We start from the raw sequence: 13,298 nt of genomic DNA, 5'->3' as shown, positions 1-13,298 counted from the left end.
GCGACCACGCTTTTGCGCCCGGTCGCTCATCTGCGACGATGCGCGCGTCAACCCGATGATCTGCTGTGAGGTTCCTGATGGCAGTAGCGCCGCCCGACAACGGCATCCCACCCGACTCCAGCCGGCCGCGCAACGGCTTCGACCGGTACTTCGAGATCTCGGCCCGAGGCTCGACGCTGAGCCGGGAGGTTCGCGGTGGGCTGGCCACCTTCTTCACGATGGCGTACATCGTGGTGCTCAACCCACTCATTCTCGGTGGCGCCGTCGACGGTGACGGCAACTCCCTGCCGATCCCGGCGATCGCGGCGGCGACCGCCCTGATCGCCGGCCTGATGACCATCCTGATGGGTGTGGTCGGCCGGTTCCCGCTGGCCGTCGCCGCCGGTCTGGGCGTGAACGCCCTGGTGGCGTACGAGATCGCGCCGGAGATGACCTGGGCCGACGCGATGGGCTTGGTGGTGATCGAGGGGTTGATCATCGCGGTGCTGGTGTTGACCGGGCTGCGTACCGCCGTGTTCCGTTCGGTGCCGACCCAGATGAAGACGGCGATCGGTGTCGGCATCGGCCTGTTCCTCACCATCATCGGTCTGGTGGACGCCGGCTTCGTACGGCGGATCCCGGACGACGCGAACACCACCGTCCCGGTCGGTCTCGGCATCGGCGGCAAGCTGGTGAGCTGGCCGATGCTGGTCTTCGTGGTGGGTCTGCTGGTGACCCTGGTGCTGGTGGTTCGCCGGGTGAAAGGCGCCATCCTGATCGGTATCCTGGCCTCCACCGGGCTGGCGATGGTGGTGGAAGCGGTTGGCAACATCGGGCCGTCCTTCGTCGACGGCGAGCCCAACCCGAAGGGCTGGTCGCTCAACGTCCCGACGCTGCCGAGCAACCCGTTCGACGTGCCGGACCTGTCGCTGCTCGGCGAGTTCGACGTGCTCGGCTCGTGGGAGCGGGCCAGCTGGCTGGTCGTGCTGATGTTCATCTTCACCCTGCTGATCACCGACTTCTTCGACACGATGGGCACGATGGTGGCCGTCGGTCAGGAGGGCGGCATGCTCGACGAGCAGGGCACCCCGCCGCGCACCCGGGAGATCCTGCTGGTGGACTCGATCGCCGCGGCCAGCGGTGGTGCGGCCAGCGTCTCCAGCAACACGTCGTACATCGAGAGTGCCGCCGGTGTCGCGGAGGGCGCCCGGACCGGGGTGGCGAACCTGGTCACCGGCGGGCTGTTCCTGCTGGCCATGTTCCTGGCGCCGCTGGTGGTGGTGGTGCCGTTCGAGGCGGCGTCCGTCGCGCTGGTGGTGGTCGGGTTCCTGATGATGACCGCGGTGCGTACCATCGACTGGTCCGACTACGAGATCGCCATTCCCGCCTTCCTCACGATCGTGCTGATGCCCTTCACCTACTCGATCTCCAACGGGATCGGCGCCGGCCTGATCGTGTACGTGGTGGTGAAGCTGGCCAAGGGCAAGTCCCGGGAGATTCACCCGCTGCTGTACGCGGTGGCGAGTCTGTTCGTGGTGTACTTTCTGCGCGGTCCGATCGAGGCGCTGCTCTTCTGACGCCTGCCCCGGGCCGGGGCCTGTGAGCCGCGTCAGGCGGTGCGTGTTCCCGGCCGGGGCAGGGGGAACGCTGGGGTGAGCATGGTCATATCCGCTGCGGCTCGGTCAGCTATTTAGTTAGGCTAACTATCGTGACGGAGCGGACGGTGACGGCTCAGAGCATGCCACCGGCGCAGCTGGCCCTTCAGCTGCGTGATGCGATCACCCGGCTGAACCGGCGAGTCCGACAGGCCCGACCGGTCGGTGACCTCACGGTCACCCAGTTGTCCGCGCTCACCAGCCTCCGGCTGGCGGGCGCGCTCACGCCGCGAGAGCTCGCCGACGTCGAACGGGTACAGCCACCGACGATGACCAGGATCGTCGCGAAGCTGGAGGAACGCGGCCTCGTGCAGCGGACCCCGCACCCGACCGACGGCCGGCAGGTCATCCTCGCGACGACAGACGGGGGCCGGGCCGTGCTCGACCAGTTCGAGCGGGTCCGGGACGAGTGGCTGGCCCGCCGGCTGACCGAGCTGAGCGATGCCGACCGGGGGATCTTGCACCACGCCGCGGAGATTCTCCAGCGACTCTCCCGAGCTTGACGCAGCGCACACCTGGTGCGCCCCGCGCCGTGCCGTCCGTCGTTGACGACGCGTACGACCGCGAGGAGGCGCACCAAGCGTGCACGTGAGGCTCAGCACGATGTTCCAGTCCCTACAGGTCCGCAACTACCGGCTCTTCGCATCCGGGCAACTGGTCAAACTGATCGGTGTCTGGATGATGTTCATCGCGCAGGACTGGCTGGTCCTCGAACTCTCCGATGACTCGGCCACCGCTCTCGGTGTGGTCGTGGCTCTCCAGTTCACCCCCGTCCTGCTGCTCACCCTGCTCTCCGGTCGGCTCGCCGACCGGTACGACAAGCGGATGCTCCTCTTCGTCGCCAACGCGTTCTGGACCGTGCTGTCGCTGGCGATGAGTGTGCTCGTGCTCACCGGACTGGTTCAGCTCTGGCACGTGTTCGTCTTCGCCGCCCTGCTCGGCGTGGCCAACGCGGTGGAGACCCCGGTGCGGCAGGCGTTCGTCTCCGAGCTGGTTGGCACGCCGCTGCTGCCCAACGCGCTCTCGCTCAACGCTGCCGTGTTCAACTCGGCCCGCATCGTCGGCCCGGCCGTCGCGGGCCTCGCCATCGCCCTGGTCGACGTCGGGCCGGTCTTCATGGTCACCGCGCTCAGTTCGATCGGGCCCCTGATCACCGTGATCCAGATGCGTCCGGCCGAACTGCACCGCGAGCCCCTGCCGCCACGCGACGAGCGGGCCGCGGCGACCGTGCTCGACGGGCTGCGCTATGTCGGCCGCCGCCCCGACCTGCTGCTGCCCATGGTGGTGATGTCGGTCATCGGGATGTCGCTGTTCAACTTCCAGCTCACCCTGGCAGCCCTGGCCAAGACCGTGTTCAACACCGGCGCAGCCTCGTTCGGCCTGTTCAGCACGACTCTGGCCGCTGGCGCGCTGGTCGGCGCGCTGGCCGGGACCGGGCGGCGCAGCCGCCCCTCGGTCTGGCTCGTGCTCGGTGCCGCGATCGCCTGCGCCGCCTTCGGCACGCTCGTCGGGCTCGCGCCCGAGTACTGGATGGTGCTGGTTCTGCTGCCCCCGACCGGCTTCTGCACGGTCTATTTCGCCCAGGCGGCCAACCAGCGGGTCCAACTCGGTACCGATGCGGCCTTCCGGGGGCGGGTGATGGCGCTGTGGGTGCTGGTGTTCCTGGGTACCAATCCGGTCGGCGCGCCGATCATCGGCTGGATCGCGGAGACCTTCGGTGCCGGCGCCAGCATCTGGGCTGGTGGCCTGCTCTCCCTGACCACCGCGTTGCTCGCGCTGGCCTGGCAACTGCGCCGGACCGGGGCCCGACTGCGGTTCCGGGTCCTGCCGATGCCCCGCTTCTACGTCACCGAGGTGTGAGCGGGTGTGGGTGCGGTGGCGCGTGGGTCCACGCCGTCGCTCCGTGGATGCGGAAAACGGTTCCGTGACGCCCGGTGTCGGCATAGCTTCGGTATGTGGAGGTCCTACGGTTACTGCTGCTAGCCCTGGCGCTGGCCGCCGTGGTCGCCCTGCCGGTCCTGATCGCGCTCGTGGTCTGCGCCGACGAGATTGCCGACCGGCTGACGTGCGGATACGTCGAGTGGCGGGACCGGCGTCGGGAGCAGCGCCTGATCGCCCGGTTGGACCAGGCGGTCGACGCGGACCAGGTCGCGAGCCGGACCGATCTCGACGCCCTCGACCGAGTCGACCGGCGTCCCCTGGAACAGATCGCCGCCGACCTGCGCTGCCTGCGCCGAGACCGGGGCGGCGGCACCGGACCCGCGGTGGTGTGGCACAGCGGCGGGCTCGACGCGTACGACGGTCGGCTCCGGCTGGCCTGCCAGGCGCTGGGCATCCCCGAGCATCTCGGCGAGCTGGCCGGGATCGATCGGCAGATCGAACGGGTACGGATCGAGGCTGAGTTGGACGCCGCCGGCCTGCGGCTGCCAGCGGCCCGCCCCGGACAGACTGAGCGGCACCCCTGACTGCCATCCTGGGGCAGGCGCGACTCTTCACCGCGATCCACCCGCCGGGACAAACGTCCGGTTGGTCGGTCAGGAGGACTCGCGGGCCGCCGGGCCGGTGCCGAAGAGGACATCGTCCCAGCTCGGCAGGCGCTTACGGGGCCTGCCGCTGGCATCGGTGGACTCGGTGGTGCCGCCGGCCGGCGCGTTCGTCCTGCGGGGCCGCAGCACCGCCAGCGAAGGCACGGCCGGGATCTCCTTGGGCGCGTCCGCGTCGTCGTCGAAGGCTGATCCCTGACCGCCGCCGAGCAGCGCCGCCGCCCCGCCGCCGACGGCCCGCTGCCGAGACACGTCCTGCCCCGCTCGCGCGGCCGGCGAGCGGGGTTCGAGGCCCCGGCCCGAGTTGGCGCCGAGCGGTCGGTCGAGCGAGGCCAGCAGGGCGTCCCGACCGGCGCGGATCGGGTCGCGACCCGACCGGCCCGGCTCGGCGGGCGCGGGTAGCCCGTGCCCGCCCCGGCTCGGCTCGCCGCGCGACGGGCCGGGCAGCCCGTGCCCGCCCCGTTCCGGTGCCGGCTCCTGACCGAGGATCGGCGTCGGACGCTCGGCGCACAGGTACTGCGCCATGTCGTCGTGCGGCGCGACGGACTGCCGGGTCTTGTCCAGATCCCAGACCGCCTGGGCAGTGGCCTTGCCGGACGGCCAGGTGGCGGCGATGCGCCAGGTGCCGTCGTCGCGGCGCCACGCATCCCAGGAGATCTTCTCCGTGTCGATCCCGTGTTGGGCAAGCCGACCGTTGACCACCTCGGCCAGCGGGGTGGGCTTCTCGGCGCCCTTGAGTCGGGTACGCCGGGCGTGCTGGGCGAGCATCGCTCGTTCCTGGAGCACCGGACCGGCGTAGCGGAGCACCCGGTCGACCGGCACGCCGGCGATGCGGGCCACATCCTCGGCGGACTCGCCGGAGCGGATCCGTGCCTGGATGTCCCGAGGGGACAGTGACGGCACCGCGTCGACAACGGTCGGCGCCACGCTGAGCGTGGGCGCACCCGGCTCCGCGTGCAGCACCTCGGCGACGCGCTCGTCAATGGGTAGGGCAAGCAGTCGCCCGACCTCGTCGGCGAGCACCAGGGCCTGGCCGTCCTCGGAGAGGGCGACGAAGCGTACTGGGCGCATCGCGTTGCCTCCGTCCCGCTTCGCTGGCCGTTCGCCACGAGCCGGCCACCCGGGCGTTGCGTACCACGGTACGCCCATCCGGGGCCAGGGGGGAGACGCCACGCCCAGGCAAGTCGTGCCGAGCAGCGCGATTCGCAGCTGTGCGGCGCTGTGCGAAGAATCAGGCGTCACGGGCCGCCGGAGGCGCTGCACCCAGGTATGCGTGGGCCCGGCGACCTCGCGGGTCGACGGGCCCACGGCACCGTCCTACAGTCGCTCGACGAGGTAGTCGATGGAGGCGGTCAGCGCCTCGACGTCGGTCGGGTCGACGGCCGGGAAGAGCGCCACCCTCAGTTGGTTGCGACCCAGCTTGCGGTACGGCTCGGTGTCCACGATGCCGTTGGCGCGCAACGCCTTGGCGACCGCCGCGGCGTCCACCCCGTCGGCGAAGTCGATGGTGGCGACCACATTGGAGCGCAACGCCGGGTCGGTGACGAACGGGGTCGTGAAGGACGAGCGCTCGGCCCAGCCGTACACGATCGCGGCGCTCTCGGCCGTGCGCTTCGCTGCCCAGGCCAGGCCGCCCTGGGAGTTCATCCAGTCGGTCTGCTCCGCGGCGAGGAAGATGGTGGCCAGCGCCGGAGTGTTGTAGGTCTGCTCCAGCCGCGAGTTGTCGATCGCGGTGACCAGGTCGAGGAACGCCGGGATGTACCGACCGGAGGTCTTCACATCGGCGGCCCGCTCCAGCGCGGCCGGCGACATCAGGGCCAGCCAGAGGCCACCGTCGGAGCCAAAGCACTTCTGCGGGGCGAAGTAGTACACGTCGGTCTCGCCGACGTTGACCTCCAACCCGCCCGCGCCGGAGGTGGCGTCGACCAGCAGCAGCGAGCCCGGGTCGGCGCCGGCCACCCGCGTGATCGGCACCGCCACGCCGGTCGAGGTCTCGTTGTGCGGGGTGGCGTAGACGTCCACGCCCGCCTCGGCGACCAGGGCCGGTGCGCTGCCCGCGTCGGCCTTGCGGACCGTGGGCTCGCCGAGGAAGGGCGCGTCCTTGACGGCCTTGGCGAACTTCGCCCCGAACTCGCCGAAGCTGGCGAACTGGGCCTGCTCGCGTACCAGGCCGAAGGTCGCGACCTCCCAGAACGCGGTGGTGCCACCGTTGCCGATGACCACCTCGTAGCCCTCGGGCAGGGAGAAGAACTGGGCGATACCGGTACGCAGCCGGGCCACCTGGTCGCGGACGGTCTGCTGCCGGTGGGAGGTGCCCAGGAAGCTGGTCGCCACCTCGGCGAGCGCGGATACCGCCGCCGGACGGACCTTGGACGGCCCGCAGCCGAATCGGCCGTCGGCGGGCTTGATCTCGTCGGGTATCCGGATGGTCGGTGCGTCAGCCACGGTTTTCAAGATCCTTCCGCGTGGGTCGAGGCCCTGGTGAGCGGGTGGGGCGTGTACCGGCGGGGGCGCGTGCGCGATCACACGGCGGAACCGGGTCGGAGCCCGTCCGGCAGCGCTGCCGGCCTTCATCCTCGCACCAGTCCCGCCGGTCCGGGCGCTGGTCCCGCCCCGAACCGTGAGGCGTCCGCCACAGCCCACCCGCACGCCCACCCGCCGAGCGTGGCGGTACGGCTGAAGAAGGGTGGATGTTGAGAAGGGGCCCCTCCTGTACGCCAGGCGTTGAGAAGGGCCCTTCCTTACTCCTCAGACGTCGTGGGGAACGGCCTCCCAGCCGTCGACCTCGTGCGGCTTGCGTGGCGAGGGGCCGACGTAGCGGGCCGAGGGGCGAACCAGCCGCTGGAGCTTCTTCTGCTCCAGGATGTGGGCGCTCCAACCGCCCATCCGGGCACAGGTGAACATGGAGGTGAACATGTGTGCCGGCACCTCGGCGAAGTCGAGCACCACAGCGGACCAGAACTCGACGTTGGTGGCGAGTACCCGGTCGGGGCGGCGTGCCTGCAACTCGGCGAGCGCCGCCTTCTCCAGTGCCTCGGCCACCTCGAAGCGCGGGGCACCCAGCTCCTTGGCGGTGCGGCGAAGCACCCGGGCGCGCGGGTCCTCGGCCCGGTAGACCCGGTGGCCGAAGCCCATCAGTCGCTCGCCCCGGTCGAGCACACCCTTGACGTAGCTTTCCGCGTCGCCGCTGCGCTCGACAGACTCCAGCATGCTCAGCACCCGCGATGGTGCGCCGCCGTGCAGGGGACCGGACAGCGCCCCGATACCCGAGGAGATGCAAGCTGCCGCGTCCGCGCCGGTGGAGGCGACGATCCGGGCGGTGAAGGTGGACGCGTTCAGGCCGTGCTCGGCGGCCGAGATGAAGTACGCGTCGACGGCCTTGACGTGCCGTGGATCCGGCTCACCCCGCCAACGCTTCATGAAGCGTTCGACGACTGTCTCCGCCTTGTCGATCTCCTTCTGCGGCACCGCCGGCAGGCCGAGGCCACGGGCGGACTGGGCGACGAAGGAGAGTGCGGTCACCGAGACCCGGGCGAGGTCCTCGCGGGTCTGCCCGTCGGAGATGTCCAGCAACTGCTGCAAACCCCAGTATGGGGCGAGCATGGCGACGGCGGACTGCACGTCGACCCGAATGTCACCGGAGTGCACCGGCACCGGGAACGGCTCGGCGGGCGGCAGGCCGGGGCCGAATCGGCCGTCGACCAGCAGCGCCCACACGTTGCCGAAGGAGACCTGGCCGATCAGGTCCTCGATGTCCACCCCGCGATAGCGAAGCGCACCACCCTCGCGGTCGGGCTCGGCGATCTCGGTTTCGAAGGCTACGACGCCCTCAAGTCCGGGTTTGAAATCGGCCATCTCACTACTCCTGGTGTGTGGTCGGTGCGCCCGCCCGGGCTCGATGCCCCGGCCCCGGCCGGGTGAGCGCCTTAGGCGACCCTCAGGGATGTGTTCGTGACATCTTGCCTGCTGGTGCCCGGGTGCGCGAGCGGCTGGGGATGTGCTGCTGGCGACATCCCGGTTGCCGGTCCCCGCTTACGGTCGACAAGACTGGGCCGGACGGGCTGGTCGTCGGGCGCGCGGCGGTTCGACGGGGGAGGAGCGGGAACGTGATGGGGGACACACCGCCGCCGGCTGGGATGCGGCACGAGTACGCCGCCGGGTCCGGTCTGGCGGAGGCCGACCTGGCCGCTGACTGGCACACCCAGTTCGACCGGTGGTTCGCGGAAGTGACGGCCGCCGGGCTGCCCGAACCGAACGCCATGGTGTTCGGCACCGCCGACGCCGCCGGGCGGCCGAGCGCGCGGACCGTGCTGCTCAAGGGGTATGACCCGGAGGGTTTTGTCTGTTACACCAACCACGACTCCCGCAAGGGTGCCGAGGTGATCGCCAACCCGTACGCCAGCCTGGTCTTTCCCTGGTTCCCGGTACAGCGGCAGGTGATCGTCGCCGGCCGGGTGGAGCGGGTGGACCGGGCGGTGACCGAGGCGTACTTCGCCAGCCGGCCGCGCGGTTCGCAGCTCGGCGCTTGGGCCAGCGCCCAGTCGTCGGTGCTGCCGGACCGGGCTGCCCTGGACGCCGCCTACCGGGCGGCGGCGGAGCGGTTCGCCGACGTCGACCCGATCCCCGCCCCGTCGAACTGGGGTGGGTTGCGGGTACGGCCCGAGTCGGTCGAGTTCTGGCAGGGCAGGGTCAGCCGGTTGCACGACCGGCTGCGCTTCCGCCGGGCCGGCGACGGCTGGATCTTGGAGCGGCTGGCACCGTGACCGTCAGCGAGGCGAACCGGCCGCGCGGGCAGCGTCGCTGGGCGATCGATCTGCGCCCGTTGCGGGTTCCGGCGTACCGGCGGTTGTGGGTCGGTAACGCCATCGCGATGTTCGGTTTCCAGTTCACGGCCGTCGCGGTGCCGGTGGAGATCTACGCGTTGACCCAGGACTCGTTCTGGGTCGGGCTGCTCGGGGTGGCCGCCTTCGTGCCGCTGTTGATCTTCGGTCTGTGGGGCGGGGCGGTCGCCGACGCCCTCGACCGGCGGCGGGTGCTACTGGGCGGTTCGGCGCTGCTCTGGCTCGCCGTGCTGGGGTTGCTGGCGCAGGCGCTGCTGGGAGTCGGTAGTCCGTTGCTGCTGCTCGGCCTGGTGGCGCTGAGTGCGGTCTCGTTCGCGATCGCCGGGCCGGCGCGCGCGGCGCTGGTCGGGCGGCTGGTACCGGCCGAACTGGTGCCGGCCGCGACGACGTTGAACTTCACCACCGCGATGGCCACCGCCGTGCTCGGGCCGCTGGCCGCCGGCCTGATCCTGGCGATCTGGGAGCTCGGGGTGGCGCTGCCGGTCGCGTACGCCGTCGACGCCACACTGCTCGCCGCCCTGGTCTGGGCGGCGCTGCGGCTGCCGGCGATGCCTCCCGAATCCGACCCGGACGGCAAACCCCGGCAGGCCGGGCTGCGCAGCGTCGTCGACGGGGTCCGCTACCTGGCCGGCAGCCCGGTGCTGCTGCTCTCCTTCGCCATCGACCTGATCGCCATGGTGTTCGCCTTCCCCCGCGCGCTCTTTCCCGAGGTCGCCGTCGAGCGGTTCGGCGGCGGCGCGGCGGTGGGTTGGCTCTACAGCTCCATCGCGATCGGTTCGCTGCTCGCCGGGCTGCTCTCCGGTTGGATCGGACGGGTGCGGCGGCAGGGATTGGTGCTGGTGCTCTCCGTCGTCGGTTGGGGCCTCGCGGTGGCGTTGGCGGGACTGGCCCGGCAGTTCTGGCTGGTCGTCGTGTTGCTGGTGCTCGCCGGGGCCGCCGACCTGGTCAGCTCGGTGGTCCGGCAGTCGTTGCTGATCGTCTACGCGCCGGACCGAATGCGTGGCCGGCTCCAGGGCGTCAACACCGTCGTGGTGGCCGGCGGGCCACGCCTGGGCGACCTGCGGGCGGGCACGATGGCGGCCGGTTTCGGCAGCGGAGTGGCCTGGGTCGGCGGTGGCCTCGCAGCGGCGGTGCTGGCGGTGCTGCTCGCAGTGGCCTTCCCGGCGCTGGTGCGTTACCGCCCGTCGCCCACGGCGGGCGGGCAGCGCGCCTGATGCGCGCCGGACCACGACGAGCGCGGCGCGGTCCTGAGGGCTAGGGTCTGGCGACATGGACAGCCGCGATCCGCGTCTCCTTTCCGGGACGCAGTGGAGCATTTCGGCCGCCGGTCACGAGGCGGTCATCGTCGAGGTGGGTGGCGGACTCCGCGCCTACCGTCAGGACGGGGTCGAGCACCTCGACGGGTACGCCACCGACGAGGTGTGCCCCGGCTCGGCCGGGCAGGTGCTGGCGCCCTGGCCGAACCGGATCCGCGACGGCGTGTACACCTTCGACGGGCAGTCGAGGCAGCTCCATCTGACCGAGCCGGATCGGCACAACGCCATCCACGGTTTGGTGAACTGGGTGTCGTGGCAGCTGATCGAGCAGCGGCCGGACGAGGTCACCGTCGGCTACGACCTGCCGCCACAGCCCGGGTACCCGTGGCCGTTGCGGCTGCGTACCCGGTGGAGCGTGGGGCCCGACGGGCTGCGCGGCGAGCACGAGGTGACCAACGTCGGTACCGGGAAGGCGCCGTTCGGTTTCTCCGTGCATCCGTACCTCCGGTTGCCGGGGGTGGCGGTGGAGGACATCGCGCTGCGGGTACCGGGTAGGACACGGCTGCTGCTGGACGGCCGGCTGCTGCCGGTGGGCGCGACGGAGGTCGCCGGCACCGAGTACGACTACACCGGGGCGCGCCGCATCGGCGAGGCGGTGCTGGACATCGCCTTCGGGCAGGTGACGCGGGACGCCGCCGGCGGCTCCGAGGTGACTCTCGCCGGGCCGGACGGGTCGAGCGCCCTGCGGGTCTGGGCCGATGACCAGTTCGGCTGGTGGCAGGTCTTCACCGGGGACACGCTGACCGGTGAGCGGTTCCGTCGGTCGGTGGCGGTGGAGCCGATGACCTGCCCGCCGGACGCGTTCCGCTCCGGCCGCGACGTGATCACCCTGGCCCCGGGCGACACCTGGCGCGGTGGCTGGGGCATCCGGCCCGGCAGTTGACCGAGGAGTGCCCTCGGCCGGGCGGCCGGTCGAGTAGGGAGCAGCAAGGTGGAGTTCGCGGAGGTCGTCCGGCGGCGCCGGATGGTACGCAACTACGACCCGGACCGCCCGGTGCCACCGGAGGTGGTGGAGTTGCTGCTGGAGCACGCGGTGCGGGCACCGTCGGCCGGATTCTCGCAGGGCTGGGGTTTCCTGGTGCTGGAGGAGCCGGCCGACCGGGATCGCTTCTGGTCGGCCAGCACGCCGGAGGGCGGCGGGACGGGGCGCTGGCTGGCCGGGATGCGGCGGGCTCCGGTGATCGTGGTGCCGCACGCCAACCGCTCGGTCTACCTGGAACGCTACGCGGAGCCGGACAAGGGCTGGGCGGACCGCTCGACGGAGCGCTGGCCGGTCCCCTACTGGTACGTCGACACCGGCTTCGCCGCGCTGCTGATGATGCTGACCGCGGTGGACGAGGGCCTTGGCTCGTGCTTCTTCGGCATCCCACCGCAGCGGTTGGATGCCTACCGTGCGGCGTTCGGCGTGCCGGAGGCGTTCCACCCTATCGGTGCGATCACTATCGGTTACCGGGCTCCCGACCACCGGTCACCATCGCTGCGTCGTGGCCGCCGTTCGGTGGAGGAGGTTGTCCGGCGCGGGCGGTGGAGCTGACCCGAACCGGTGGGTTCGTCCGGTTGGAAACCGGACGACTGATGGCGAAACTGGCATCAGGGAGCAGAACGTGGGGTGCGGAGTCCGGCTACGCTGGCACGGTCATCGGCGCCGCAGGTCGCGGTGCCGTGCCGCGGCCCGGTCCGGCGTCGTGGTTCGCCCCGGCCTGGGGGAGGGGAGCGTGCCGTCGTGATCTTCAGAGCGGTCCGGGACGGACGTCCCTATCCGGAACACAACCTGACCCTCAAGCAGTGGGCGGAGATCCCGCCCCGCCCGCTGCGGCTGGATCAGCTCATCACCACCAAGCGCGAGCTGGCGCTGGACAAACTGCTCGCCGAGGACTCCACTTTCTACGGAGACCTGTTCCCGCACGTGGTGCAGTGGAACGGCGGCCTCTTCCTGGAGGACGGCCTGCACCGGGCACTTCGGGCTGCGCTGCAACAGCGCAACCAGATCCACGCCCGGGTCTTCGTTTTCACCGAAGCCTTCGCGTGACCTCGGTCGGCCTGCTGGATCCGGGAAGCGTGCTGCTCGGCGAGCGGCTGTCGTACGTTGGGCTTACCGTCATCAACAGACAACGCGTCTTGCGAGGACGGTGAGGGCGATGGCACGCGACGGCGACATCAACGAGCCCACCAGCAGGTTTGCCGAGCAGGGCGAGGTGCTGACAGATCGGTCGGACGCTCCGGCGGAGCCGCCGCCGCAGGGTAGCGGCGCGGCCCGTGCGCTGCTCTGGGTGCTCGGGGCCGCAGCGCTCGTGGTGGTGGTGCTGCTCGGCGTGCAGACCACCGGGATCCTGCCCGAGTTCCGGAACCCGTTCACGAAGGAGCAGACCGACCGCAGTCAGCCCGCGCTGCTCGAATCGATGCAGGATCTGAGCCGCTACGTGGCCGCCGAGGGCAACTTCCAGGTCGTGGTCGACCTGGAGAACGACCGGCGGCACGTGCCGGACTGGCTGCTCAACCAGCGGACCTTGTTCGTCGGGGCGGGCAGCGTCGAGGCGTACGTCGACTTCGGGACCCTCGCCGAGGGGGCGATCGTGCAGTCGGCCGACGGCAGGTCGGTCGAGATTAGGCTTCCGGCGCCACAGTTGGCCGAGACCAACCTTGACCTGGACAAGAGCTACGTCTTCGCGGAGGAGCGTGGCCTGCTCAATCGCGTCGGTGAGCTGATCAACGGCGATCCGAACCGGCAGCAGGAGGTATACCGCCTGGCCGAGGACCGGATCACCGCCGCAGCCCGGGACAGCGGGCTGGCCGCGCGGGCCGAGGAGAACACCCGCAAGATGTTGGAGGGGCTGCTCCGCTCGCTCGGCTTCGAGCAGGTCACCGTCACCTACATCGCACCCTGACCGGCCGGACGCCCGCCACCGGACGCCCGCCACCGGACGCCCGCCACCGGACGCCCGCCACCGGACGCCCGCCACCGGA

General features: G+C 71.1%; 13 protein-coding genes. 10 read left to right on the top strand and 3 right to left on the bottom strand.

What is annotated here, in order from left to right; translation table 11 throughout:
• Positions 1-77 precede the first annotated feature (77 nt).
• The 4 genes from ACFHWY_RS12600 to ACFHWY_RS12585 all read left to right on the top strand — a co-directional run bounded on the left by ACFHWY_RS12600 (position 78) and on the right by ACFHWY_RS12585 (position 4,099).
• Positions 78-1,556, top strand: a complete 1,479-nt coding sequence (locus ACFHWY_RS12600) for an NCS2 family permease (protein ID WP_416580351.1) — start codon at positions 78-80, stop codon at positions 1,554-1,556.
• A 131-nt stretch (positions 1,557-1,687) separates the two neighbouring features.
• Positions 1,688-2,137, top strand: coding sequence for a MarR family winged helix-turn-helix transcriptional regulator (locus tag ACFHWY_RS12595; protein ID WP_416580350.1), 450 nt, complete (start codon positions 1,688-1,690; stop codon positions 2,135-2,137).
• Between the two features lie 79 nt (positions 2,138-2,216).
• The gene (locus ACFHWY_RS12590; protein ID WP_416580349.1) at positions 2,217-3,494 is read left to right on the top strand and encodes an MFS transporter; all 1,278 of its coding nucleotides are present in this window, start codon (positions 2,217-2,219) and stop codon (positions 3,492-3,494) included.
• Positions 3,495-3,589: 95 nt separating this feature from the next.
• Positions 3,590-4,099 (top strand): hypothetical protein, encoded by a 510-nt coding sequence (locus ACFHWY_RS12585; protein ID WP_416580348.1) that lies wholly within the window; start codon positions 3,590-3,592, stop codon positions 4,097-4,099.
• A 69-nt stretch (positions 4,100-4,168) separates the two neighbouring features.
• Here ACFHWY_RS12585 and sepH read toward each other — a convergent pair whose 3' ends face one another.
• The 3 genes from sepH to ACFHWY_RS12570 form a co-directional block, all read right to left on the bottom strand.
• Positions 4,169-5,248, bottom strand: coding sequence for a septation protein SepH (gene sepH / locus ACFHWY_RS12580; RefSeq protein ID WP_416580347.1), 1,080 nt, complete (start codon positions 5,246-5,248; stop codon positions 4,169-4,171).
• A 246-nt stretch (positions 5,249-5,494) separates the two neighbouring features.
• Complete coding sequence (serC, locus tag ACFHWY_RS12575) at positions 5,495-6,622, bottom strand: phosphoserine transaminase (RefSeq protein WP_416580346.1); 1,128 nt, start codon at positions 6,620-6,622, stop codon at positions 5,495-5,497.
• A 303-nt stretch (positions 6,623-6,925) separates the two neighbouring features.
• On the bottom strand, positions 6,926-8,032 hold the full coding sequence (locus tag ACFHWY_RS12570; RefSeq protein ID WP_416580345.1) for a citrate synthase 2: 1,107 nt from the start codon (positions 8,030-8,032) through the stop codon (positions 6,926-6,928).
• Positions 8,033-8,286: 254 nt separating this feature from the next.
• Here ACFHWY_RS12570 and pdxH point away from each other — a divergent pair, with 254 nt between their 5' ends.
• The 6 genes from pdxH (at position 8,287) to ACFHWY_RS12540 (ending at position 13,219) form a co-directional block, all read left to right on the top strand.
• Positions 8,287-8,940: a pyridoxamine 5'-phosphate oxidase gene (pdxH, locus tag ACFHWY_RS12565; protein WP_416580344.1), complete on the top strand. Its 654-nt coding sequence runs from the start codon at positions 8,287-8,289 to the stop codon at positions 8,938-8,940.
• On the top strand, positions 8,937-10,232 hold the full coding sequence (locus ACFHWY_RS12560) for an MFS transporter (RefSeq protein WP_416580343.1): 1,296 nt from the start codon (positions 8,937-8,939) through the stop codon (positions 10,230-10,232). Before pdxH ends, ACFHWY_RS12560 begins: the two co-directional genes overlap by 4 nt.
• A 55-nt stretch (positions 10,233-10,287) precedes the next feature.
• Positions 10,288-11,217: an aldose 1-epimerase family protein gene (locus tag ACFHWY_RS12555; RefSeq protein ID WP_416580342.1), complete on the top strand. Its 930-nt coding sequence runs from the start codon at positions 10,288-10,290 to the stop codon at positions 11,215-11,217.
• A 48-nt stretch (positions 11,218-11,265) separates the two neighbouring features.
• On the top strand, positions 11,266-11,868 hold the full coding sequence (locus ACFHWY_RS12550) for a nitroreductase family protein (protein ID WP_416580341.1): 603 nt from the start codon (positions 11,266-11,268) through the stop codon (positions 11,866-11,868).
• A 189-nt stretch (positions 11,869-12,057) separates the two neighbouring features.
• The gene (locus tag ACFHWY_RS12545; protein ID WP_416580340.1) at positions 12,058-12,363 is read left to right on the top strand and encodes a type II toxin-antitoxin system VapB family antitoxin; all 306 of its coding nucleotides are present in this window, start codon (positions 12,058-12,060) and stop codon (positions 12,361-12,363) included.
• A gap of 109 nt (positions 12,364-12,472) precedes the next feature.
• Positions 12,473-13,219, top strand: coding sequence for a DUF4230 domain-containing protein (locus ACFHWY_RS12540; protein ID WP_416580339.1), 747 nt, complete (start codon positions 12,473-12,475; stop codon positions 13,217-13,219).
• Positions 13,220-13,298 lie beyond the last annotated feature (79 nt).

The organism is Micromonospora sp. LOL_024 (genome assembly GCF_048060415.1).
In the GTDB taxonomy this organism is placed as follows: domain Bacteria; phylum Actinomycetota; class Actinomycetes; order Mycobacteriales; family Micromonosporaceae; genus Micromonospora.
The sequence above is the reverse complement of the archived record's forward strand: the minus strand, read 5'-3'. Positions and strand labels throughout refer to the sequence as shown.